This is a genomic window from Tatumella ptyseos ATCC 33301 (genome assembly GCF_000735525.1).
GTDB lineage: Bacteria > Pseudomonadota > Gammaproteobacteria > Enterobacterales > Enterobacteriaceae > Tatumella > Tatumella ptyseos.
This window is the reverse complement of sequence record NZ_JMPR01000053.1, coordinates 14,290-36,100: the sequence shown is the minus strand read 5'-3', so window position 1 is coordinate 36,100 and position 21,811 is coordinate 14,290. Positions and strand designations below refer to the sequence as shown.

The window sequence follows — 21,811 nt, the reverse complement described above, 5'->3', positions numbered from 1 at the left end:
ATTACAAAGCGAACGGAATATTCACCGGTCTGAGATAAAAATAACAGATGAGTTTAAAACCTGAAGACCGGCTAACGAAAACTCTCCCGATTGCCCCCGGCCCCCTTACCCCTTTGGCAGAAAACGCCCATACATCGTCATCAGTTTACGTGTTACACCGTTCGTCCAGCCAAAACCATCCTGCAACGGATATTCACCACCCCCTCCGGGCTGTGAATGCTCACTGCTGATATCATATTTTTCAACCAGCTTATGATGCAGCGAATAGAAACGGGTAACGGTTTTCAGCCAGTTCACCGCAATTTCGCGGGCGAGTGCAGTTTCACCATAAGCATTCAGTCCTTCAATCGCCATCCATTGCAGCGGTGCCCAGCCATTGGGTTTATCCCATTGCTCGCCGCTATTTACCATCGATGAAACCAGTCCTCCCTCAGTCAGCAATAATCTGCGTAGCTCAGCCGACACTCGCTTCGCCTGAACCGGACTGGCTATACCCGTGAACAACGGTACAACAGCCGCGGCTGAAAAGGAGCCAAACGTACTCCGCCGCCAGTCATAGTCGCGATAAACCCCATCCACGTCATCCCACAGATAGTGATCCATCGCTTTACGTCGGGCATCGGCTTTTAACTGCCATGTCCGTGAGGTGAGTGTTTCGCCTTCATTTTCCGCCAGACGGACGATTGTCGTTTCGAGTTTATACAGTAATGCATTCAAATCGACGGGAATAAACTGTGTGGTACGGATACTTGCCAGCCGGTCAGGGTCTCTGAGCCAGCGTGATGAGTAATCCCAGCCGGAAGCCGCACCGGCTCGTAAATCCCGGTACACCTCACCAGGCGGACGACCTGAATATTTTGCTGTGGCTATATCTTCCCGCCAGGCCTCATCCCGAGGTGTATCCCTGTCGTCCCAGTAACGGTTCAGTAGCGAACCGTCGGGCATCCGTACCACATGCCGGTAAGCCTGCTGTGGCAGAAGGGAGCCGGCACCGTCCATCCAGTATTCATGCTCGCGAATTAAATGCTGCAGATAGTGACTACTGCCGGGCAGTCCTGCTTCTTCAAATAATTCGACCATTAGCGAAAATACCGGCGGATGTGAGCGGCTCAGATAATAAGTCCGGTTCCCGTTAGGGATATGACCATAATGCTCAATCAGCCAGGCGAAGTTATCGGCCATATCCCTGAGCAGATCGGTTCTGCCGCTTTCGGGTAAACCCAGCATTGTAAAATAGGAATCCCAGTAATAAACCTCACCAAAACGTCCGCCGGGAACAAGATAAGGTTTGGGTAAAGGCAGTAACGATGAAAATGGCTGATGCTGACGGGGTTCCCTGACCAGTACCGGCCAGAGGTCGTCTATATGCTGACAGATAGGCTTATCCGCCTGCTGGTGGTGATAAACACCATGGTCGGGGGGAGGGGTAAAATGCTTTGCAACAAAATCCGCAAGTTCAAACTTTTTCCCGCTCCGGCGCAGCTTGCGATACAGGATGAGAATATCCAGCGGGTCACCTTTCGGAGAGCAGTCGGCAAAGGTCTTACTGTCCGGAAATATATGTGCATTTTGCACATGCTCAAATAGCTCCAGATAACGATCTGAAGGTGTCAGGGCATCGGCGGCAGGCAGACCTTCGATGATCCCGGGTTCGGGTTCATAATCATCCATCCCCTCCAGCCACAGCTCATAAGGATCGCCATGAATTCCGATGTCCCCGTCTTCCGGGAGTTCCGCCATCGTTTGCTGATGTTTATTTAATGAAGTGATAATTGCCTCCTCGCCAGCACCCGGGAAAACTGGTCAATTCATAAACACTAAGTATAGACAATCCTGCGAAGGCACAGCCCGGGGTGCGGAAAAGTACGAAAATAATGATGGAAGGCAGGCAGTCAGCGATTCAGTAATAGTTCGCGCGTAAGGGGGGGCTAAGTGTTTGACTATTGTCATAGCACCGCCTGCCCGGCTGCAGCCATACTCAGCGAGACAGACAAAAAATGCTACCGTTATTGCGGGTGTTGTTTTAATTAACTTATTGATTTTTAATTTTTTAATTACAGTTCTGGCACCAGGGAGGTGCATTTTTCCTGGCAGAAACCCTGTTTTCCTCTTGAAGTAAAGATATATCATAGATAGATTACAATCTGGTAAATGAGAATCATTCCATGATAAAACCCTTCCTGAAGGGAAGGCTGAAGACTAATGCGGGAGAATTTTATGTCAGATACATTATCCTCGGGACGTGCGTTGCCTGAACGGGTAAAAAATGAATTACGTTTTCGTCAGATTACCGTCAGCAATAAACAATTGATTGCCGGAAAATTCTGGCGGATTGAATTTACCGGCGAAGAGCTTGCGGGTTATCACTCTCCGGGGTTTGATGACCATAGTAAGATTTTCTTCCCTGACCCGCAGACCGGCCGGTTGCGTTTGCCGGAAATCACGGAAGAAGGGATAGTCTGGCCAGGCGGAGAGCGTCCGGCAGCCAGAGACTACACCCCATTGTTTTTCGACGGGAAATCGCGGCTGACACTGGATTTTTATCGCCATGAAAAAGGCGTTGCCAGCGACTGGGCAGAAAACGCGAAAGCGGGGGATATGCTGGCGGTCGGCGGGCCTCGTGGCTCACTGATTGTGCCGGCAGATTACCGGGTCCAATTGTTCGTCTTTGACGAAACCGGTCTGCCCGCTTTGCAACGCAGGCTGGCAGAAACCCACGCTGAGAAGCTGATCCTGCTGGCTTTTACCGATGAATCCCTGGTAAAAAATTATCTGCCGTCGCTACCGGACAATGCTGAGCTGACGTGCTACGGAGCGGGCTCGATGAATACCGATGGGGTCCGGCACAGCCTGCAACAACTGGCTTCACTGGAGTTACCGCAGGATGACTATTTCATCTGGCTGACTGGGGAAGGGGAATCTGTCAAAATGTTAAGTGATTACTTTACCGGCCAGCGTGACTGCCATCCCGCCCTGGTGCGGGGCGTAGCTTACTGGCACCGAAAAGGATAATAACTCTGCCCGCCGGGGGGTTCCGGCACAGAGAAAAGGAACGAGATTATGAATATTTCCCAACCCGGATCACATCAACGCCGTCGTCGTGAGAAAATGCTGGATGCTGCAGAAATCAGGTTACTGATCTTAAGCTTTCTGCAGCAGCAACCCGCGCATGGTTATGAGCTGATTAAGTCGATAGAAACCCTGGCACAGGGAGAGTACAGCCCAAGCCCGGGGATTATTTATCCTGCGCTGATGCTGCTGGAAGAGATGGATGCTATTGTGCCGCAAAACCCGGGGTCCGGGCGCAAGAGCTACCAGCTGACGGGGTACGGGGAACAATTTCTGAAAGATGGTGAGCAGCAATTACAGGAAATTACGGCCCGGCTGAAGACGCTGGCCGTGGCCGGGAAAAATCGCCGTATCCCGCAGATTGAAAGGGCGGTACATAACCTGAGGACGGCACTGAATACCCGTCTGGCGGAACCGGAAATCTCGCAGGAAACGCTGTACGCCATTATCGATGCATTGGACGACGCTGCAAAGCGGATTGAACGGGGCTAAGGGTAAGGGCGGCTCAGTTGCCGGGTTTCCCCGGATTATCAATATGCCCCAGCGCTTTTTCCGGGAAACAATAGTCCCTGACCCGTTTTTTCAGACTGACCGCATCCGGAAAACCACCGTCACGTTTTCTTTCCCATAACAGATGGTCGTCGGCATGAATTTCAAAGATCCCGCCGCGACCGGGTTTCAGTGTAACGGCGGCCAGATCATCGGCAAAGGTACTTAATAATTCCTGGGCCATCCAGGAAGAACGAAGCAGCCACTGGCACTGGCTGCAATAATGTATGGTGATCACCGGGCGAGTCTTCATCTTTTTTCCTGAGCAATGGCTCTGCGGATCGTCAGACCGACGGTTCCGCAGAAGAGTAACAATCCACCACCAGTCTGCCACGAACCTGCCCGCGAAGTAAGTCATCAGCATGACTGATGGCGGATGCCAGCGGTATCGTTTTGGTCATTCTTCTCAGATGTTCACTGTCGCAGAGTGAAGCCAGCCTTTCCCAGGCTTGCTGGCGGCGGTGCATCGGGCACATCACACTGTCGACCCCGGCCAGAGTCACGGCACGTAAGATAAAGGGTGCCACACTGGCGGGCAGGTCCAGTCCCTGAGCCATGCCACAGGCAGCGACCACGCCATAACGGGCAGTGCCTGCCAGTACATTACTCAGCGTATGGCTGCCGACAGTATCTATGGCAGCAGCCCATTGTTCTTTCGCCAGCGGTTTCGCAGGCTTATTCAGCGTTTCACGCGGAATAATACGTGATGCGCCAAGGGTATTCAGCAGATACTCACTGTCATCGGGCCTTCCTGTGCTGGCAATGACGCGGTAACCCGCTTTTGCCAGCAGCCAGACGGCAAAGCTCCCGACGCCTCCGCTGGCACCGGTCACCAGAACCTCCCCCTGCTGCGGGGTGATCCCTTGCTTTTCCAGGGTCATCAGGCACAGCATTGCGGTCAGCCCGGCAGTCCCGATGGCCATTGCGTCCGCAGGCGTTAGCGCTTCAGGAAGCGCGACCAGCCAGTCGCCGTCTGCGGAGGCTTTTCCGGCCAGACCGCCCCAGTGACTTTCACCGACCCCGTAACCGGTCAGAATAGCCAGGTCGCCGGGACGCCATCGTGGATGGCGGCTCGAGGTAACCCGGCCGACAAAATCGATCCCCGGTACCATCGGAAACTGACGGATAATCGGTGCCTTATTCTCTATTGCCAGCGCATCTTTATAATTCAGCCCGGAAAACAACACATCGAGTGATACCGATGCCGGAGGTAACTGCGCATCGTCTATCCGGCTTAATGTGGTTCTGTAACCCTGTTTGTCATTTTCAATCAATATGGCCTGAAACATGAATAACTCCCGGATAAATAATGCGCGTTACAAGGCGGTGCGGTTATACACAGCAATTCAGCATATCAGGGCGGATATCTAAAATAAAACAGCGTAATAACGTAAAGGAGTTGCAGGTATCCCGACAGAAGACGATCGGCGATACCCACGGTTGTGGCAGTATAAACTCCCGCACATCCGAAATGCCTCGCAGTGCCTGGCGAGCCAGGGGGATCTGCTGCGGTTAATCCGAATCATTCTGTCGCTTTCCAGCCGTTTTCGGTGGCTCATTATTCACCTGCTGAAGATCCCGCCGGTTTCTTCTGTGCAGCCATACTCGTTTCAGTGATCTGGCCAGTAAGACGTAGCCAATAAATGGCTGATTTGCTCTGTTTTCATGAAATTCCATTCTGCTACCCCCGCGTGTTATCAGAGGCTTTATCTTCACCGATCCCTGCATAAACAATACAGACACAAAAAATACTTTTATTCAGCATACAGATTAGCTAAAAATGTGACTGTTTCGCAGGTTATTCACTTATCTGTACTGGTTAATTAATCTGTATGGTGAAAATTAAGGATACAGCATGACGCGTTACCAGCATCTGGCTAATCTTCTGGCGCAGCGTATTGAGCAGGGATTCTACCGGGAAGGCGAAAAACTACCTTCAGTACGCCGCCTGAGCCAGGAACATGGTGTCAGCATCAGTACCGTTCAGCAAAGCTATCAGTTGCTTGAACAACAACGACTGATCACTGCACAACCCCGCTCCGGATACTTTGTGGCTCCGCAACAGCTACAGGCTCCGGTTCCCCAGATGTCTCGTCCGATCCAACGCCCGGTGGAGATTACCCAATGGGAACAGGTGCTGAGCATGCTGAATGTGCGTGATGATAAAGACGTCATTACCTTTGGCGGCGGTTCACCGGATATGGAGCAGCCCGGTCTGAAACCGCTGTGGCGTGAGTTCAGCAAAGTGATCCGTCATGATAGCGGAGATATTCTGAAATATGATGCTCTGACCGGGCAGAGGGAGTTGCGGGAGCAGATCGCACGCCTGATGCTGGGTGCCGGTTCGATGGTCACAGCGGATGACGTGGTGATCACCAGTGGTTGTCATAATGCATTATCGCTGGCTTTGCTGGCCGTGTGCGAGCCCGGGGATATTATCGCGGTTGAATCACCAACCTATTACGGCACAATGCAGTTATTGCGCGGCTTAGGCTTTAAAGCCATTGAGATCCCAACCGATCCTGTTAACGGGATAAGTGTTGAAGCACTGGAACTGGCTCTGGAACAGTGGCCGGTCAAAGGGGTGATCCTGGTACCGAACTGCAATAACCCGCTAGGGTTTATCATGCCCGATAAGCGTAAACGAGCGGTACTGGCACTGGCCCAGAGTCATGACATTGTGATTTTCGAAGATGATATTTATGGTGATCTGGCCACCGATTATCCACGGCCACAGACCATCCATTCCATGGATATTGACGGTCGGGTGATGCTGTGCAGCTCATTTACCAAAACCATCGCTCCCGGCCTGCGTATTGGCTGGATTATCCCCGGGCGGAATTACGATCGTCTGTTGCAGAAAAAATATGCTGTCAGCGGCACTAATGTCCCGTCAACCCAGATGGCGGTTTCTGCTTTTATTCGTGAAGGGTATTATCACCGCCATGTGCGCCGTATGCGGCAAATTTATCAGCGCAATATGGAAATTTACACCGGTTGGCTGCGGGAATACTTTCCCTGTGGCATCTGCGTGACCCGGCCGAAAGGGGGCTTTATGTTGTGGGTTGAGTTGCCAGCGCAGGTCGATATGGTTTGTGTTTCCCGCCAGTTATGTCGTCTGAAAATTCACGTCGCACCTGGCTCATTATTTTCAGCTTCCGGTAAATACAGAAATTGCCTGAGGATCAATTGTGCTCTGCCACCGATTGAAAAACACCGGCAGGTGATGGTGAAGCTGGGTGAGGCCGTCAAAATGGCGATGGAATAATGGGGTGGTTGCACAGGATCCGATGCTCAACCGGGGGGCAGGCAGGATAGTGTTTTCACAACAATGAGCAGGGACGGGCTGTGTTACGTTTCGTAATGAATATAAAATCAGTAAATACGTTTATTCATTCCTGATGTTTTTTATTTCTCATTAATAAACAATGAGTTAATTTTATTTTTAGCGCGAAGGGTTTGATTAATTATTGCTTGCCTGTCCCTGTCAAAGGTGACATTATGAGCGCCGTTTATTTTCTGACGTTATTCACTGCCCTGAGAGGTTATTACGGTGCAAAAGATGCGTTGCTCTGCTCGTAATGTTTTACCCCGGCTGCGGATCCTTAACCTGCGGTTGACGGGCACCTGCCGGAAAATCCACTCAGTCACCATGCGGTGAAGCCAGCCATTGGCTCATTGTTGGGCATGAGTAAAAACAGAAACTGTTCTGATTTTACTGATGTCTATCATCCTGAACCCTGATCCGGTTCACAGCCAGATATCTGACATTATTCGCCGGGGAACTATCCTCATTGCCGTGCCTATGTGCACCCACTCATCCTTGACCTTTGGGGATTTGTGTCATGACACCATTAAAAATTGCGGCCAGTGCCGCACTGATCCCGCAGATCACTTCACCGCGAGCGCTGGTATCACTGGAAAATACCGATTTTACCGATATTGCTGCCGTCGTACTGACCCATGCGGATGCATCGATGGGGATGCTGTCTCTGCTGAACCACAGTGGCTTCAACTTACCGGTATTTGTAGCCGGTGGCCCGTTGTCCCCGGAGCTTCAGCAGAAGGGTGTTCGCGGCATTTATCAGCCGGATGATGCCGGCCATCAGGCACTGGAAGAGGCTGCCTGTGAATATCAGCAAACATTGCTTCCCCCGTTTTTCGATACGCTGACCCGCTATGTGGCGATGAAAAACAGCACCTTCGCCTGTCCGGGCCATCAGGGAGGAGAGTTCTTCCGTAAGCATCCGGCCGGCCGGCAGTTTTATGACTTTTATGGTGAGAATGTTTTCCGTTCTGACATGTGTAATGCAGATGTCCGGCTGGGGGATCTGCTTATCCATGAAGGTTCGGCCAAAGATGCCCAGAAATTTGCTGCCCGTGTCTTCAACGCAGATAAAACCTACTTTGTCCTTAACGGCACCTCCAGCGCGAATAAAGTTGTGACCAATGCCCTGCTGACCCCGGGCGATCTGGTATTATTTGACCGTAATAACCACAAGTCTAACCACCATGGCGCCTTAATTCAGGCCGGCGCCACACCGGTGTATCTGGAAGCGGCGCGGAATCCGTTCGGGTTTATCGGCGGCATTGATGCTCATTGTTTTGAAGAAGAGTATCTGCGGGGGCAGCTGCAAAAAGTTGCTCCCCACCGCGCTGAGGATAAACGCCCGTTCCGGTTGGCTATCATACAACTCGGTACTTATGATGGTACGGTTTACAATGCCCGGCAGGTCGTGGATAAAATCGGTCACCTCTGTGACTATATTCTTTTCGACTCCGCCTGGCTCGGGTATGAACAGTTTATTCCTATGATGGCAGACTGTTCGCCTCTGTTACTGGAACTGACCCCGGAAGATCCCGGCATATTTGTCACTCAGTCGGTCCATAAGCAGCTGGCAGGTTTTTCCCAGACTTCTCAGATCCATAAAAAGGATAATCATATCCGCGGGCAGCGGCGGTTCTGTCCGCATAAGCGCCTGAACAATGCGTTTATGCTGCATGCTTCCACCAGCCCGTTTTACCCGCTGTTTGCCGCACTGGATGTGAACGCAAAAATTCACCAGGGGCAGGCCGGACGGAAGATGTGGCAGGACTGTGTCATCCTGGGGATTGAAGCGCGTAAAGCTATCCTGTCCCGATGCCAAATGATCCGGCCGTTCCTGCCGGAAACGGTGGGCGGGCAGCGCTGGGAGGATATTCCTACCGGCATACTGGCCAGCAATCGCCGCTATTTCAGTTTTGAACCGGAGGCGCGGTGGCACGGATTTTCCGGTTATGCCCGCGGACAATATCTGGTGGATCCTTGCAAATTACTGCTGACCACGCCCGGTATTGATGCAGCCACCGGCGAGTACAGCGACTTCGGGATCCCGGCGACGATCCTCGCACATTACCTGCGGGAAAACGGTATTGTGCCGGAAAAATGCGACCTGAACTCGATTCTGTTCCTGCTTACCCCGGCAGAAAGTGCAGATAAAATGGCACATCTGGTCGCGATGCTGGCACAGTTTGAAGAACATGTGCAACAGGATGCATTGCTGGAAGATGTACTGCCTACGATCTACCGCAAGTATGAGCAGCGTTACCAGGGGTACACTTTGCGCCGTTTATGCCAGGAAATGCATAATCTTTATGTCAGCTATCGGGTCAAAGATCTGCAAAAAGCCATGTTCCGGGAAAAAAGTCTGCCTGTGGTGGCGATGGATGCGCAGAAGGCTCATCATCTTTATCTGCGTGGTGAAGTTGAGCTGGTCCCGCTGGCGGAAGCCAGTGGCCGGATAGCGGCCGAAGGAGCTTTGCCTTATCCGCCGGGTGTGCTTTGCGTCGTTCCTGGTGAAATCTGGGGCGGGGCGGTGCGGGATTACTTTCTGGCACTGGAAGAAGGCATCAATCAGTTACCGGGCTTCTCTCCGGAACTGCAGGGCGTCTATATCCGCGAAGATGAACAACAGAATGAACGGCTGTATGGCTGGGTTGTTCTTCCCGGGGCGTAAGCGGCCTGAACGACAGATCCCGGAGCCATTCAGGCTCCGGGGTTCCGGTCAATAACGATAATAGCTGCGCTCAGCGTTGTTCACTTTATACAGGTAACGGCGTGATTCCATTGACGGATGGTTGTTAACCAGTGTCTGGTACACTTCATCCGGAGACATGGCATTAATCATATCAAGAGCCTGGTCTTTGTTACCGGAGAATACCCTCAGTACACTCCCGGCACCGCCATTATAAGCGGTGATCACCGCATAACGTCGCGATAGCGGGTTAGTGATCCCTGCGAGATAACTTTTCTGCAGCAATGAGAGATACGCGGTACCGGCATCAATATTATTTTCCGGGTCCAGCAGATAACTCCGGCTGGGTTTACCCCACTTACCTTTCATACGGAAAACATCCACACCGGCGGTATGCTGTACCACCTGCATCAGTCCCAGTGCATCAGAATTGCTGACGGCGTAGGGGTTAAAGCTGGACTCTATCTGCATAATTGCCAGGATCAGTGAGGCATCAACACCATACTGTTCCGAAGCCTGACGAACCAACGGCAAATACTTGTGAGCACGTTTATTCAGATGGTTAGGCACCATCGGTATAGTCACGGACCAAATGACATGCAGCCCTGACATACGGCGCTGCAGGCGGTGTTTCAGTAAGTAGTCGGCAAAACTGGCGGCCCGGCCCTCCCAGCGAATGGAATGACCGGTATTATCCAGCACTTCACCATACAGCAAGGGTTCCTGGCTGAGTTTGATATCATTCGCATCGGAGTACAGATCGACGTTACCCGGGTTTTCGCCAACCAGTAACGTGGTGATGATTGCCTGCCGCAGGCTTGCCATCGGATCCGTCCCGGCGATGGTCTCGACGGTTATTTTACCGCTGTCGAAGTTAATGTGACTACGGGTATAATAATTGTCACTGTACTTCACATAGTCTTTCGGACCGGCAATCAGGACCTCATTGATCCCCCAGATATTCTCGATGTTATGGGCAAACTGGCCCATCAGAATATCGAAACCATTGGTGTCCTTCACCCAGTCTTCATTAAACGCCGGGGGCTTATGACTGGAGCAGGAAACCAGTAATGGGGCAATCACCAGAAACGGGTACAGTTTTTTCATTTTTTTGTTTGGCTGATTGTAGGATGTAAGGTTTCGGATGAGGACCGGCCGGTTACTGTGCCGGTGGAGTATAGCCTTCAATATGAACGTCTTTACCCTCAAACAGGAAGTTGATCATTTCCTGTTCCAGCACTTTTCTGTCTTCAGGGTTCATCATGCTGAGTTTTTTTTCATTGATCAGCATCGTCTGTTTTGTCATCCATTCCTGCCAGGCCGGTTTTGAAATTTCCCGGAAAATGCGGGCGCCCAGTTCTCCCGGATACAGCTGAAAATCCTGGCCTTCGGCTTCGCGTTGCAGATAGGTACAAAAAATAGTGCGGCTCATAATTCTTCCTCATTAGGCTTACGCGAATGTAATGCCATCTGTTGCGGGTGTTTCAGTTCATGTAACAGTCGCTCAACCGGGGCTGCCAGTCCGACCGCGGGAGCTCGGGCTAAGTTATACCAGAGACTGCCACTTTCATCCATTAACGCGCCAAATTCCGGTGATGTCAGTAACCAGGGCACAATTTCCAGATGGAAATGGCTGAAAGTATGACGGAATGCCGTCATCGGTTGGGGCTCACCGCCGATATTGTGCGCGCTTAACCAGCTGAACATTGCCTGTTCGCTGTCGAATTGCGGAAAACAGTATAACCCGCCCCAGATGCCAACCGGGGGCCGTTGCTGCAACAGCACATTGTCACCCTGTCTGACTAATAAAAACCAGGCTGTTTTCACCGGCAGCGTCTTTTTCGGTTTTTTCCCGGGATATTTCTCCCAGGTATGATGAGCAAAGGCAATGCACCCCGATTGCAGCGGGCAGATCTCGCACTTAGGCCGGGAGCGGGTACAGACCATGGCCCCCAAATCCATCATCGCCTGGTTAAACTGGCTGACGCCGCGGGCCGGTGTCACTTCCTCGCTGAGTTTCCAGAGCCGTTTTTCCACATCGCTTTTTCCGGGCCATCCCTCAATGGCATAACAACGGGCCAATACCCGTTTCACATTCCCGTCGAGGATGGGATAATGCTGGCCCAGAGATAATGAAAGAATTGCGCCGGCGGTAGAGCGTCCGACGCCCGGCAGGGCCGCGACATCCTCAAAGTTTTGTGGGAAAATCCCCCCATGCTTTTCTGTTATCTGGCAGGCGGCTTTGTGCAGGTTACGGGCCCTGGCGTAGTAACCCAGTCCGGTCCACAGATGCAAAACCTCATCAAGAGGTGCCGCCGCCAGGTCACTTACGGTCGGAAAGCGTGACATAAACCGCTGGAAGTAAGGGATCACCGTCGCTACCTGGGTCTGCTGCAGCATGACTTCAGACAGCCAGACTTTGTAGGGAGTTTTTTCCTGCTGCCATGGCAGGGTCTTACGCCCGTACTGTTGGTACCAGTCCAGGGTTTGTTGCGCAAAAAGCGACGATTGCATCATAACAGCAAATATTTCCACAGAAGCTAAGCTAAGATCAGGGCAGGAATTCCAGCACAGACCTGCCTGACTGTAAACATGAAGATTGCAAAGGCTTGCTTCCGTGGCCGAACTTTGCATAATTCCCGTTTTTCCCGAAAAGGTAAACCAACAGGCACTCCTATGATCAATGATGTCATCACGCCGGAATTTGACGAAGACGGCCGTCCGCTGCGACGTATTCGCAGCTTTGTCCGCCGTCAGGGACGGCTGACAAAAGGACAGCAACACGCGCTGGATCACTACTGGCCACAGATGGGTGTCGAGTTTACTCCGCAGCCGGTTAATTTTGCAGAGCTGTTCGGCCGGGAATCACCGGTCGTGCTGGAAATCGGCTTCGGTATGGGGGCATCGCTGGTCACCATGGCTGAGCAAAACCCGCACCAGGACTTCTTCGGTATCGAAGTTCATGCGCCGGGTGTCGGAGCCTGTCTGGGATCGGCCCACGAAGCGGGTGTCAGCAATCTGCGCGTCATGTGTCATGATGCGATGGAAGTGCTGGAAACGATGATCCCGGATAATTCATTACGCATGGTACAGCTGTTTTTCCCTGACCCGTGGCATAAAGCGCGTCATAATAAACGCCGTATTGTACAGGTACCTTTTGCTGAACTGATATTACGCAAGCTGAAGCTGGGCGGCGTGTTCCACATGGCCACCGACTGGGAAAACTATGCGGAGCACATGCTGGAAGTCATGCAAAGCATCCCCGGGTTTCAGAACCAGTCTGCGGACGGAACCTTTGTACCGCGCCCGGCATCGCGCCCGGTCACTAAATTTGAACAACGTGGTCAGCGTCTTGGCCATGGAGTTTGGGACTTAATGTTTGAGAGGATCAAATAATGACAGTACAACGCAGTCGTCGTTTACGTAAAAAAATGCACCTGGCGGAATTCCAGGAACTGGGCTTTTCTGTCAGCTGGACGTTCGCTGCCGGCACCTCTGAAACCGATATTGATGCCACCCTGGATGCTTTTGTGGATGAGGTTATCGAGCCGAATGGCCTGGCCTACGATGGCAGTGGATATCTGCAGTGGGAAGGGCTGGTCTGCCTGCAGCAGACCGGTAAATGTACCGAAGAACATCGTAAAGCGGTACGTGAGTGGCTGGAAGCTCGTCAGCTGTCCGACATTAAAGTCACTGAACTGTTTGATGTCTGGTGGGATGAAGACGCTGCTGAACTCTGATAGCGGTATTTCGCTCTCAGCGCGCTAATGCGCTATCAGTATCCGATGTTCAGACAGATAGGAGTGTGCATGCTACGTAAAGTGATCGCTGCCGGAATATTGCTGGCAACCGCCCAGGTTGCCCGGGCCGATTATCAATGTTCTGTGAAGCCGCAGGATGATATTACTGTCACGGCACAGCAGGTTGCTGTCAGTGGCAGTAATGGCAATCTGACCATCACTCCTCAGGGAGAGATGACGTTTAACGGTAAAGCGGTAACGCCGGACCAAACACTGCGTCAGCAGGCCATTGCTTATCAGGCGGCTGTGCGGCGTGATTTACCCTGGATAGACCAGGGGGCTCGTCAGCGTCTGGAAACCAGCCGTGTTGCACTGGATAAAATCATCGTCGAAAAGCTGGGCAGCGGCAGTCATGTCCGGACCCGGCTGACAACGCTGGATACTCAACTGAAAGCGCAGATGAACCGGATCATTGAACACCGCAGCGATGGACTAATGTTCCATCACGCCGCTATCGATCAGGTACGTGCTGAGGGTGATAAGCTGGTACAGAGCACCATGGGTGGTATTTTGCAGGATAGTCTCAATGAACTGGGCAGCAGCTCCGGTAACGGAGGGAATGGCAGTAATCCGCTACAGGCCCTGATGGGGAACCTGGGGGGACTGCAACAAGCGGTGCGCAGTGAAGTGAATAAGCAGGAAGCTGACTTTCAGCAGTTTGGTCATGAGGTTTGTCAAAAAGCCGGATCGCTGGAAAAACAACGGACTGCCATCTATCAGCAACTGGATCAGTAACCGTTCAGAACTGCCCGCCGCAATTCACTGTGGCGGGCGGTAAAGCAGGCGTTATTCCTGTTCCAGAAAAATCTCCAGCAGGCTGTTCAGAAACAGTCTGCCTTTTTCACTGACCTGCCAGGCATTTTCAGATTCATTCAGATATCCCGCAGCAATCGCTTTATCCAGCGCAGGCCGGATGTGCTGCTCGCTAAGCCCGGTATACCGGACGAATTCCTCACGCGGGCAAGGCTCCGACAGCCGGAAACGATTCATGAAATATTCAAACGGTTTTTCATTATCGGTAACGGTATAACGCTTATCCAGATATTCGCCCCGCATAAAGCCACGAGGATGACGGGTCTTCACGCTACGGATGATTTCACCGTCCGGCTGCGTTAATTTACCGTGTGAACCACATCCGATGCCCAGGTAATCACCAAAACGCCAGTAGTTGAGGTTATGCTGACATTGCAGGCCGGGTTTAGCATAGGCGGAGGTTTCATACTGCTGATAGCCCGCCGCGGTCAGTAGCTGATGGCCCTGCTCGAAAATATCCCACAGGTCATCATCATCCGGCAGTACCGGTGGCCGTGAGGCAAACAGGGTATTAGGCTCGATAGTCAGCTGATACCATGACAGGTGCGGCGGTGCCAGGGCAATCGCCTGACGTAAATCGTCCAGCGCTTCGTCCAGTGATTGATCCGGCAAGCCGTGCATCAGGTCGAGATTAAAACTCCGCAGGCCCAGCCCCGCGGCTAAATTCGCTGCCCGTTTAGCTTCTTCCGGCCCGTGGATACGCCCAAGACGTTCCAGCTTTTGCTGACTGAAACTCTGCACACCAATCGAAATCCGGTTAACACCGGCCCGCTGATAGCCGCTGAAACGGTCGGCTTCCACCGTCCCCGGATTCGCCTCCATGGTGATCTCGGCACCGGCGGCGACAGGCACACGCTGGCGTACGCCATCAAGCAGAGCCTGCATCGCCTCGCTGCTTAACAGACTGGGGGTGCCTCCGCCAATAAAAATGGTGGAGACCTCACGGCCGGAAGTGAGGGCGATGTCATTATCCAGGTCAGCCAGCAGATGGCCGACGTATTCCATATGCGGAACATCACCCTTCAGCGCATGTGAGTTGAAGTCGCAGTAGGGACATTTCTGCACACACCATGGAATATGGATATACAGACTCAGCGGTGGCAGATTACCCATGACCCAGCGCATCCAGTAATTGTTTTAGTGCCTGACCGCGATGAGAGACTGCCAGCTTTTCTGCTTTGGTCATCTCTGCTGCTGTCTTACCTGACTCCGGCAGCAAAAACACCGGGTCATAACCGAATCCGCCTTCGCCATGGGCTTCACGGGTGATCACTCCAGGCCAGCGCCCGTGGAAGACCAGCGGTGTCGGGTCATTTGCATGACGAAGATAGACCAGGACGCAATGGAATGCGGCATGGCGCTTATCTTCCGGCACGTCTTTCATCGCCGCCAGTAATTTATCCAGGTTCTGTCTGTCGCTGGCATCTTCGCCGGCATAGCGGGCAGACCAGATGCCCGGGGCACCGTTCAATGCCTCTACCGCCAGTCCGGAATCGTCGGCTATGGCCGGCAGGCCGGTGACCTGTGCAGCATGGCGTGCTTTCAACAGCGCGTTTTCGATAAAGGTCAGACCGGTTTCTTCCGGCGCATCCACGCCGAGGTCGGTCTGAGCGACGATGTCCAGGCCGAAAGCCGCCAGCGGTTCGGCCAGCTCACGTACTTTTCCGGCATTACCGGTCGCCAGAACTACTTTTTGCATAATTTTTCCAATAATTCAGGATTACAGCAGGTACCAGAGCCCGGGGAAGATATCCATCCCAAGGAAATTCAGCGCATAAAGGATCAGCACGACCACCATGGCCGAGAAGTCGATGCCGCCCATAGCCGGCAGAAAACGGCGGATTGGGGACATCAGCGGTTCGGTCAGTTGCAGCAGAACATAATCCATCGGGCCGCGTCCCTGACTGACCCAGCTCATTAATGAACGTACCAGGATGACCCAGAAGACCAGGTTACCGGCCGCTTTCAGCAATGACAGGACACCTATCAGAATATTGTAAGGGCCGATAGCAAACCCGCCGGACTGGATAAGCATCAGCACCGGGAATTTTATAATCGTCAGCACCAGTGCCAGCACCAGCGAGGCTGTATCGATAGGTCCGATAGCAGGAATAACCCGACGCAGGGGGCGGATCACCGGCTGGGTGATTTTGACGATAAACTGAGCCAGTGGATTATAGAAATCACAGCGAGCCCATTGCATCCAGATGCGTAATAGCAGCACCATGACGTAAAGATCGATAATTGTTTTGACCAGAAAAGTCAGAGTGTACATGAGTGTCCTCAGTTATTGTGAAGATGGCGGATAGTGACGGGCACCGAAAATGGCTGAACCGACACGTACCATCGTGCTGCCGGCTTCAATGGCAGCTTCCATATCATCGCTCATTCCCAGCGATAGCGTATCAATATTGCTGTATGCCGTACTAAGTGTACGGAATTCCTCCGCCATCCGACGGCAGACCGCGAGCTGTGCCTGATATTCTGTCTCCGGAGCAGGAATAGCCATCAGACCACGGAGCTTCAGTTGCGGCAACAGTGCAATCTGCTGAGCCAGCGCCGGTATTTCATGCGGAGAAATGCCGGATTTACTCTGCTCATCACTGATATTGACCTGTATCAGTACATTGAGTGGCGGCAGATGTGACGGACGCTGGTCATTCAGACGCTGCGCCAGTTTCAGCCGGTCAATGGTATGACACCAGGAAAAATTCTCAGCCACCAGACGGCTCTTATTGGATTGCAACGGGCCGATAAAGTGCCATTCAGCTTCCGGCAAATCCCGGGTTTGAGCAATTTTTTCGACCCCTTCCTGGACGTAATTCTCGCCGAAACACCGCTGGCCTGCCTGCCATGCTTCCCGGATAGCACTCACAGGTTTGGTTTTACTGACGGCCAGCAACGTAATTTGCTGTGGATCCCGGCCGCAGTTTTCGGCAGCAGCACCGAGACGCTGCCGGACTTGCTGTAAATTATGCTGGATGAAAGTCATAACGGACTATTTTATGGAGTTGGATGAAATTATTGCCCTTAGTGTAAAGCATAATGCCTCCGATCTGCATCTCTGCTGTGGACATTTCCCCTGGTGGCGATGTCACGGACAACTCGAAGCCCTGAATAATACGGCTCCGGTGACCGGACAACAGATCAGTAATTTCTGTGAACGATGGCTGGGCCGCCTGCAGCAGCAACAGCTCTCCCGACAGGGGCACTGTGATCTGGCGATAACAGCAACAGACGGAACGCGGTTACGCGCCTCCCTGTTCCGGCAACAATGCGGTTTATCACTGTCACTGCGTATTCTGCGTGCAGAAGTCCCGGCGATGGAGGCACTGGGATTACCCGCGATCAGCTATCGGTTACTGGAACGAAACAATGGCCTGCTGCTGGTGGCCGGTGCGACAGGCTGCGGAAAATCGACCTCTCTGGCGGCCATGATTGGCCGGGTGAACACCAGTGCGGCACGCCACATTATTACGCTGGAAGACCCGATTGAATATCTTCACCACAGCCAGCGCTCTCTTATTCAGCAACGGGAGGCAGGAGCCCATTTTTCGACGTTCAGTGAAGGCCTGACGGCAGCGCTACGGCAGGACCCGGATATTATTATGCTGGGTGAATTACGGGACAACCGGACTTTGCGCCTCGCGCTGACGGCAGCAGAAACCGGCCATCTGGTGCTGGCGACATTGCATACGGTGAATGCCGCACAATCGGTGGAAAGACTTCTGGAAAGTGCACCGGCCGATGATAAAGCACTGGTCAGAACCCAGCTGGCTCAAAGCCTGGCGGCAGTGATCAGTCAGCGATTGCTCAGCACGGGGACGCCAGGGGCAGAGCAGCGGGCGATTTTTGAAGTGCTGGTGAATACTCCTGCGGTGGCTAATGTGATCCGTGAGGGTAAAACGCACCAACTGCCGGGAATGATTGAGACCGGTATGCAGTCGGGAATGCAAAGTTTTTCACAAGCCCTGAGGCAGAGCCCTCCGCTGCCACTGTCCTGAACCCTGAGAATAATTTTATCGCAAAGCGGATAATAGCGGAGGAGGGGCCTGTATTACTTTTTCACCGGAGCAGCGCTGATCTCCACCCGGATACTCTTTTCCTGCCAACTGGTTTTATCAAACGTACGGCCGTAGATCAGTTTCAGAGTGGAAATGCCGGGTTTTTCTGCCAGCAGATAAAACGTCTGTTGTCCGCCACAGCCGACCATGCCTGGTTTACAGTCAGAAGACTGGGTGTAATCGCCGGGAATTAACAGTAAACCCTGGGGTAACCTGCTGACCATCCATTGATACCCGGTGGTTGGGTTCGCATCCAGCGTCAGAGCCACCGGTTTGCCGGTAACACCTTGCAGGCTTGACGGATGTGGTGCCGCTACGGCAGATAGCGTCAAACAGCAGAGTGCGCTGCACAGCAGACCTTTGATACTTTGTTTCATCGATAACTCCCCGTTTATGCTGATGTAAAATTCAATTCTGGCATGGATGATCACTTAGCCGTATAGATAGTAAAGCGTATTGCCGGAAGTATTGCTGACGCTGATCAGTACGGGATCATTTTCATCAGGCGTGGTGATCGAACCAGCTTTCCAGAATGATCACCGCGGAGCCTGAATCCACATTACCTTTACTCAACGCTTTATATCCGCCATGTTCAAACAGATCCGCACGGGCTTCCACCGTACTTAGCCGTTCGTCCTGTAATTCCACGGCGACGCCAAAGCGGCCATGCAGGCGGTTGGCAAATTTACGGGCACGGGCAGTCAGTGGCTGCTCAGTACCGTCCATATTCAGTGGTAAACCGACGACGACTAAATCCGGTTGCCATTCTTTCAGCAGCTTTTCAATTTTTGACCAGTCAGGAATGCCGTCCTGAGCCTTAATCGCGGTCAGGGGGCGGGCTGTTCCGGTCAGTTGCTGACCGATAGCGATCCCGATACTTTTTGTTCCGAAATCGAAACCGAGCAATGTTTTGACCGACATCAGGCATGCCCCGCTTCGCTGGCAATCTGGCAAATATCCACACCAATCAGCCTGGCCGCACTGCGCCAGCGCTCAGACGCCGGGGTATGGAACAGGATCTCCGGGGTCGCCGGGACCGTCAGCCACGAGTTTTCCAGAATTTCACTCTCCAGTTGCTGTTGATCCCATGTGCAGTAACCCAGCGCGACAATCACATTTTCGGGTTGCTGTTCACGGCCCAGAGATTCAAGGACATCTTTTGATGTGGTCAGTACGGTATCTTCAGAAATGGAAATACTGGAAGAAAAATTGTGCGAAGGGGTATGCAATATGAACCCGCGATCTTCGGCCATCGGGCCGCCATTGTAGACCGGATAGTCCAGTACTCTGCTGCCGTGGGTGGGTGTCGGCGTAATCTCTAATTTTTTCAGGATACCTTCAATCGTCAGGTTTTCCATTGGCTTATTAACGATTAAGCCCATAGCGCCTTCATCATTATGCTCACAGATATAGACGACGGAACGTTTAAACAACGTGTCCTGTAACGAAGGCATCGCGATAAGGAAATGGTGTTCTAAATTCATACGGGCCTGATCAGTTTATTTTTAATAAGTCTCCGGCAGCCCCGGGCTGCCGGTAAGCGTGTGGCGACAGGTTAGCGTGCCAGACGTTTTTCAATAGCATCCATCAGCATGCCGGTGACAGAAATGGGGAATGCAGCCTCAATTTCACGTACACAGGTTGGACTGGTGACATTAATTTCAGTGAGACGATCACCGATAATGTCCAGGCCGACAAAAATCAGACCTTTCTCTTTCAGTACCGGAGCCACTTTTCGGGCAATCGCCCAGTCGCTTTCACTTAATGGTCGTGCTTCGCCACGTCCACCGGCTGCCAGATTACCGCGGGTTTCACCGGATTTCGGAATGCGGGCCAGACAGTAAGGTACCGGCTCACCATCAACGACCAGCACACGCTTATCTCCTTCTTTAATGGCAGGTAAATAGTTCTGAGCCATACAGAAGGTGGTGGCATTATGCGTTAGCGCCTCACAGATCACTGAAAAGTTAGGATCATCCTGTTTCACACGGAAAATGGAGGTCCCGCCCATGCCATCCAGAGGTTTCATGATGATATCGCCATGTTCCTGCCAGAATTCGCGCAGTTTTTCCTGGCTGCGGGTGACCAGCGTATCCGGGGTCAGTTCGGCAAACCAGGCGGTGAACAGCTTTTCGTTACAGTCACGCAGGCTGCCGGGTTTATTGACCACCAGGGTCCCGAGCTCTTCCGCTCTTTCCAGAATATAAGTGGCATAGATAAATTCGGTATCGAACGGTGGATCCTTACGCATCAGGATCACATCCAGATCCGCCAGCGGGACTTCCTGCTCACTGCCAAACTGATACCAGCCGTCATAGTTCTGCTCAACCGTTAACAGGCGGGTTCGTGCAGAAGCAACGCCACCGCGCAGGTGCAGGTCATTCATCTCCATATAATGAATTTCGTAACCCCGGCGCTGCGCTTCCAGCAGCATTGCGAAGCTGGTATCTTTTTTAATATTGATGTCCGCAATAGGGTCCATCACTATGCCAAGCTTAATCATTCTTCTCTCCTCGGAAGGCAGCAGTGACTACCTTATCATTAACGGATATTACCGGTTCAGGCTCCCGGAGGTTTTACCGCAGGTGCCGGTAAATCTTTGTCTCAGCCCAGGTCACCAAACCGGACCTGTAGTGCAGTGATAACGCTTAATGCGGCGGTCTCTGTTCTCAGCACTCGCGGGCCAAGCAGTATATCGGTGAATCCCTGATCCGCGGCCATTGCTATCTCATCCGTACTCAGACCTCCCTCAGGTCCAATCAGCAGGCGTACGTGGCTCACCGGCAAGGGGAGGGTATTAATACTTTGGCTAGCTCGCGGATGAAGATTCAGCTTCAATCCGTCTTCCTGTTCTGCACACCAGTCACTCAGTGACATGACCGGACGAATTTCCGGTATCCGGTTTCTGCCCGATTGTTCACAGGCAGCAATGGCAATTTTTTGCCACTGCTGACGTTTTTTCTCCAGACGTTCCGCATCCAGCCGGACACCGCAACGTTCGGAGAGCAGCGGAGTAATGCAGTTCACCCCCAGTTCAATGGATTTCTGGATAGTAAACTCCATTTTCTCACCGCGGGAAATTACCTGCCCGAGATGCAGAGAAAGTGGTGATTCACGGTTATCGGTGACACCTTCAGCCAGTTGTACTCTGACTCTTTTCTTATCCGCATGCGTAATGGTGGCACTGAAGACCTGATTACTGCCGTCGAAAATATCCAGTAACTGACCGGAGGTCATCCGCAGCACACGACCGACATGGTTTGCGGCTTCTTCGCTTAACTCTATTTCGCTATGACTTACTACATGTTCAGGGTGATAGATGCGGGGTACGCGCATGAAAAATCTGCCAGTTCAGGGCTGTCGCCGGGCGGACAGCCAGTAATAAAAAATAATAGTCAGTGTCTCTGCCTGTGAAGATAACGTCAACTGCTGTCCGCTATTTTTTAGTGCAGTAACAGCTCAGCAGAGACCCGCAGGATTATGTCATAGCCTCCCTGCTCAG

General features: G+C 52.5%; 24 protein-coding genes. 8 read left to right on the top strand and 16 right to left on the bottom strand.

Annotation, left to right across the window (positions count from 1 at the left end; genetic code table 11):
* Window positions 1-105: 105 nt before the first annotated feature.
* Window positions 106-1,740, bottom strand: coding sequence for an alpha,alpha-trehalase TreF (treF, locus tag GTPT_RS15980; protein ID WP_029991476.1), 1,635 nt, complete (start codon window positions 1,738-1,740; stop codon window positions 106-108).
* 477 nt (window positions 1,741-2,217) lie between these two features.
* On the opposite strand from treF, the gene GTPT_RS15975 reads away from it, so the two are divergent.
* A complete protein-coding gene (locus GTPT_RS15975) occupies window positions 2,218-3,012 on the top strand; it encodes a siderophore-interacting protein (protein WP_029991475.1) in 795 nt (264 codons plus the stop codon).
* Between the two features lie 48 nt (window positions 3,013-3,060).
* Window positions 3,061-3,561 (top strand): PadR family transcriptional regulator, encoded by a 501-nt coding sequence (locus GTPT_RS15970; RefSeq protein WP_025902761.1) that lies wholly within the window; start codon window positions 3,061-3,063, stop codon window positions 3,559-3,561.
* Window positions 3,562-3,574: 13 nt separating this feature from the next.
* Here the strand turns inward: GTPT_RS15970 and GTPT_RS15965 are convergent, their stop codons facing one another.
* The 3 genes from GTPT_RS15965 to GTPT_RS17190 form a co-directional block, all read right to left on the bottom strand.
* Window positions 3,575-3,871, bottom strand: a complete 297-nt coding sequence (locus GTPT_RS15965) for an Rdx family protein (RefSeq protein WP_025902760.1) — start codon at window positions 3,869-3,871, stop codon at window positions 3,575-3,577.
* A 31-nt stretch (window positions 3,872-3,902) separates the two neighbouring features.
* Window positions 3,903-4,907, bottom strand: a complete 1,005-nt coding sequence (acuI, locus tag GTPT_RS15960; protein WP_029991474.1) for an acrylyl-CoA reductase (NADPH) — start codon at window positions 4,905-4,907, stop codon at window positions 3,903-3,905.
* A 223-nt stretch (window positions 4,908-5,130) separates the two neighbouring features.
* A complete protein-coding gene (locus GTPT_RS17190) occupies window positions 5,131-5,295 on the bottom strand; it encodes a DUF1127 domain-containing protein (RefSeq protein WP_071780150.1) in 165 nt (54 codons plus the stop codon).
* A 178-nt stretch (window positions 5,296-5,473) separates the two neighbouring features.
* Between GTPT_RS17190 and GTPT_RS15955 the strand changes: the two genes are divergently transcribed.
* Both GTPT_RS15955 and GTPT_RS15950 read left to right on the top strand, forming a co-directional pair.
* On the top strand, window positions 5,474-6,886 hold the full coding sequence (locus GTPT_RS15955; RefSeq protein ID WP_029991473.1) for an aminotransferase-like domain-containing protein: 1,413 nt from the start codon (window positions 5,474-5,476) through the stop codon (window positions 6,884-6,886).
* 577 nt (window positions 6,887-7,463) lie between these two features.
* Window positions 7,464-9,614 carry an ornithine decarboxylase gene (locus GTPT_RS15950; RefSeq protein WP_029991472.1) on the top strand — a complete coding sequence of 717 codons (2,151 nt, stop codon included), beginning with the start codon at window positions 7,464-7,466 and terminating at the stop codon, window positions 9,612-9,614.
* Window positions 9,615-9,662: 48 nt separating this feature from the next.
* Here GTPT_RS15950 and mltC read toward each other — a convergent pair whose 3' ends face one another.
* From mltC to mutY, 3 genes are read right to left on the bottom strand one after another with little or no spacing between them, the layout of a single operon-like run.
* Complete coding sequence (mltC, locus tag GTPT_RS15945; protein ID WP_025902756.1) at window positions 9,663-10,739, bottom strand: membrane-bound lytic murein transglycosylase MltC; 1,077 nt, start codon at window positions 10,737-10,739, stop codon at window positions 9,663-9,665.
* Window positions 10,740-10,791: 52 nt separating this feature from the next.
* Window positions 10,792-11,064, bottom strand: a complete 273-nt coding sequence (locus GTPT_RS15940; protein ID WP_025902755.1) for an oxidative damage protection protein — start codon at window positions 11,062-11,064, stop codon at window positions 10,792-10,794.
* Complete coding sequence (gene mutY / locus GTPT_RS15935; RefSeq protein WP_029991456.1) at window positions 11,061-12,149, bottom strand: A/G-specific adenine glycosylase; 1,089 nt, start codon at window positions 12,147-12,149, stop codon at window positions 11,061-11,063. The genes GTPT_RS15940 and mutY overlap by 4 nt, the downstream gene beginning before the upstream one ends.
* A gap of 159 nt (window positions 12,150-12,308) precedes the next feature.
* Between mutY and trmB the strand changes: the two genes are divergently transcribed.
* From trmB to GTPT_RS15920, 3 genes are all read left to right on the top strand, one after another.
* Entirely contained in the window at window positions 12,309-13,028 is a 720-nt protein-coding gene (gene trmB / locus GTPT_RS15930; RefSeq protein WP_025902753.1) for a tRNA (guanosine(46)-N7)-methyltransferase TrmB, read from the top strand.
* The gene (locus tag GTPT_RS15925) at window positions 13,028-13,372 is read left to right on the top strand and encodes a YggL family protein (RefSeq protein ID WP_025902752.1); all 345 of its coding nucleotides are present in this window, start codon (window positions 13,028-13,030) and stop codon (window positions 13,370-13,372) included. Before trmB ends, GTPT_RS15925 begins: the two co-directional genes overlap by 1 nt.
* 69 nt (window positions 13,373-13,441) lie before the next feature.
* Window positions 13,442-14,167: a DUF2884 family protein gene (locus tag GTPT_RS15920; RefSeq protein ID WP_025902751.1), complete on the top strand. Its 726-nt coding sequence runs from the start codon at window positions 13,442-13,444 to the stop codon at window positions 14,165-14,167.
* 51 nt (window positions 14,168-14,218) lie between these two features.
* On the opposite strand, the gene hemW is transcribed toward GTPT_RS15920, so the two are convergent.
* The 4 genes from hemW to GTPT_RS15900 are packed head-to-tail and all read right to left on the bottom strand — an operon-like array spanning window position 14,219 to window position 17,237.
* Window positions 14,219-15,358: a radical SAM family heme chaperone HemW gene (hemW, locus tag GTPT_RS15915; RefSeq protein WP_029991457.1), complete on the bottom strand. Its 1,140-nt coding sequence runs from the start codon at window positions 15,356-15,358 to the stop codon at window positions 14,219-14,221.
* Complete coding sequence (rdgB, locus tag GTPT_RS15910; RefSeq protein WP_029991458.1) at window positions 15,351-15,944, bottom strand: RdgB/HAM1 family non-canonical purine NTP pyrophosphatase; 594 nt, start codon at window positions 15,942-15,944, stop codon at window positions 15,351-15,353. Before rdgB ends, hemW begins: the two co-directional genes overlap by 8 nt.
* A 21-nt stretch (window positions 15,945-15,965) precedes the next feature.
* Complete coding sequence (locus GTPT_RS15905; RefSeq protein ID WP_025902748.1) at window positions 15,966-16,520, bottom strand: YggT family protein; 555 nt, start codon at window positions 16,518-16,520, stop codon at window positions 15,966-15,968.
* A 12-nt stretch (window positions 16,521-16,532) separates the two neighbouring features.
* A complete protein-coding gene (locus GTPT_RS15900) occupies window positions 16,533-17,237 on the bottom strand; it encodes a YggS family pyridoxal phosphate-dependent enzyme (RefSeq protein ID WP_029991459.1) in 705 nt (234 codons plus the stop codon).
* Window positions 17,238-17,250: 13 nt separating this feature from the next.
* On the opposite strand from GTPT_RS15900, the gene GTPT_RS15895 reads away from it, so the two are divergent.
* Complete coding sequence (locus GTPT_RS15895) at window positions 17,251-18,249, top strand: type IV pilus twitching motility protein PilT (protein WP_029991461.1); 999 nt, start codon at window positions 17,251-17,253, stop codon at window positions 18,247-18,249.
* Between the two features lie 53 nt (window positions 18,250-18,302).
* On the opposite strand, the gene GTPT_RS15890 is transcribed toward GTPT_RS15895, so the two are convergent.
* The 5 genes from GTPT_RS15890 to rsmE all read right to left on the bottom strand — a co-directional run bounded on the left by GTPT_RS15890 (window position 18,303) and on the right by rsmE (window position 21,645).
* Complete coding sequence (locus GTPT_RS15890; RefSeq protein WP_051170918.1) at window positions 18,303-18,686, bottom strand: protease inhibitor I42 family protein; 384 nt, start codon at window positions 18,684-18,686, stop codon at window positions 18,303-18,305.
* Between the two features lie 124 nt (window positions 18,687-18,810).
* On the bottom strand, window positions 18,811-19,230 hold the full coding sequence (ruvX, locus tag GTPT_RS15885) for a Holliday junction resolvase RuvX (protein WP_025902744.1): 420 nt from the start codon (window positions 19,228-19,230) through the stop codon (window positions 18,811-18,813).
* Entirely contained in the window at window positions 19,230-19,793 is a 564-nt protein-coding gene (locus tag GTPT_RS15880) for a YqgE/AlgH family protein (RefSeq protein ID WP_025902743.1), read from the bottom strand. The genes ruvX and GTPT_RS15880 overlap by 1 nt, the downstream gene beginning before the upstream one ends.
* A 71-nt stretch (window positions 19,794-19,864) precedes the next feature.
* Entirely contained in the window at window positions 19,865-20,812 is a 948-nt protein-coding gene (gene gshB, locus GTPT_RS15875) for a glutathione synthase (protein ID WP_029991463.1), read from the bottom strand.
* Between the two features lie 101 nt (window positions 20,813-20,913).
* Entirely contained in the window at window positions 20,914-21,645 is a 732-nt protein-coding gene (rsmE, locus tag GTPT_RS15870; protein ID WP_029991465.1) for a 16S rRNA (uracil(1498)-N(3))-methyltransferase, read from the bottom strand.
* Window positions 21,646-21,811 lie beyond the last annotated feature (166 nt).

Coding starts and splice junctions, on each gene's coding strand:
- treF (WP_029991476.1), bottom strand. CDS start 1,740: ATGGCGGAACTCCCGGAAGACGGGGACATCGGAATTCATGGCGATCCT.
- GTPT_RS15975 (WP_029991475.1), top strand. CDS start 2,218: ATGTCAGATACATTATCCTCGGGACGTGCGTTGCCTGAACGGGTAAAA.
- GTPT_RS15970 (WP_025902761.1), top strand. CDS start 3,061: ATGAATATTTCCCAACCCGGATCACATCAACGCCGTCGTCGTGAGAAA.
- GTPT_RS15965 (WP_025902760.1), bottom strand. CDS start 3,871: ATGAAGACTCGCCCGGTGATCACCATACATTATTGCAGCCAGTGCCAG.
- acuI (WP_029991474.1), bottom strand. CDS start 4,907: ATGTTTCAGGCCATATTGATTGAAAATGACAAACAGGGTTACAGAACC.
- GTPT_RS17190 (WP_071780150.1), bottom strand. CDS start 5,295: ATGGAATTTCATGAAAACAGAGCAAATCAGCCATTTATTGGCTACGTC.
- GTPT_RS15955 (WP_029991473.1), top strand. CDS start 5,474: ATGACGCGTTACCAGCATCTGGCTAATCTTCTGGCGCAGCGTATTGAG.
- GTPT_RS15950 (WP_029991472.1), top strand. CDS start 7,464: ATGACACCATTAAAAATTGCGGCCAGTGCCGCACTGATCCCGCAGATC.
- mltC (WP_025902756.1), bottom strand. CDS start 10,739: ATGAAAAAACTGTACCCGTTTCTGGTGATTGCCCCATTACTGGTTTCC.
- GTPT_RS15940 (WP_025902755.1), bottom strand. CDS start 11,064: ATGAGCCGCACTATTTTTTGTACCTATCTGCAACGCGAAGCCGAAGGC.
- mutY (WP_029991456.1), bottom strand. CDS start 12,149: ATGATGCAATCGTCGCTTTTTGCGCAACAAACCCTGGACTGGTACCAA.
- trmB (WP_025902753.1), top strand. CDS start 12,309: ATGATCAATGATGTCATCACGCCGGAATTTGACGAAGACGGCCGTCCG.
- GTPT_RS15925 (WP_025902752.1), top strand. CDS start 13,028: ATGACAGTACAACGCAGTCGTCGTTTACGTAAAAAAATGCACCTGGCG.
- GTPT_RS15920 (WP_025902751.1), top strand. CDS start 13,442: ATGCTACGTAAAGTGATCGCTGCCGGAATATTGCTGGCAACCGCCCAG.
- hemW (WP_029991457.1), bottom strand. CDS start 15,358: ATGGGTAATCTGCCACCGCTGAGTCTGTATATCCATATTCCATGGTGT.
- rdgB (WP_029991458.1), bottom strand. CDS start 15,944: ATGCAAAAAGTAGTTCTGGCGACCGGTAATGCCGGAAAAGTACGTGAG.
- GTPT_RS15905 (WP_025902748.1), bottom strand. CDS start 16,520: ATGTACACTCTGACTTTTCTGGTCAAAACAATTATCGATCTTTACGTC.
- GTPT_RS15900 (WP_029991459.1), bottom strand. CDS start 17,237: ATGACTTTCATCCAGCATAATTTACAGCAAGTCCGGCAGCGTCTCGGT.
- GTPT_RS15895 (WP_029991461.1), top strand. CDS start 17,251: ATGGAGTTGGATGAAATTATTGCCCTTAGTGTAAAGCATAATGCCTCC.
- GTPT_RS15890 (WP_051170918.1), bottom strand. CDS start 18,686: ATGAAACAAAGTATCAAAGGTCTGCTGTGCAGCGCACTCTGCTGTTTG.
- ruvX (WP_025902744.1), bottom strand. CDS start 19,230: ATGTCGGTCAAAACATTGCTCGGTTTCGATTTCGGAACAAAAAGTATC.
- GTPT_RS15880 (WP_025902743.1), bottom strand. CDS start 19,793: ATGAATTTAGAACACCATTTCCTTATCGCGATGCCTTCGTTACAGGAC.
- gshB (WP_029991463.1), bottom strand. CDS start 20,812: ATGATTAAGCTTGGCATAGTGATGGACCCTATTGCGGACATCAATATT.
- rsmE (WP_029991465.1), bottom strand. CDS start 21,645: ATGCGCGTACCCCGCATCTATCACCCTGAACATGTAGTAAGTCATAGC.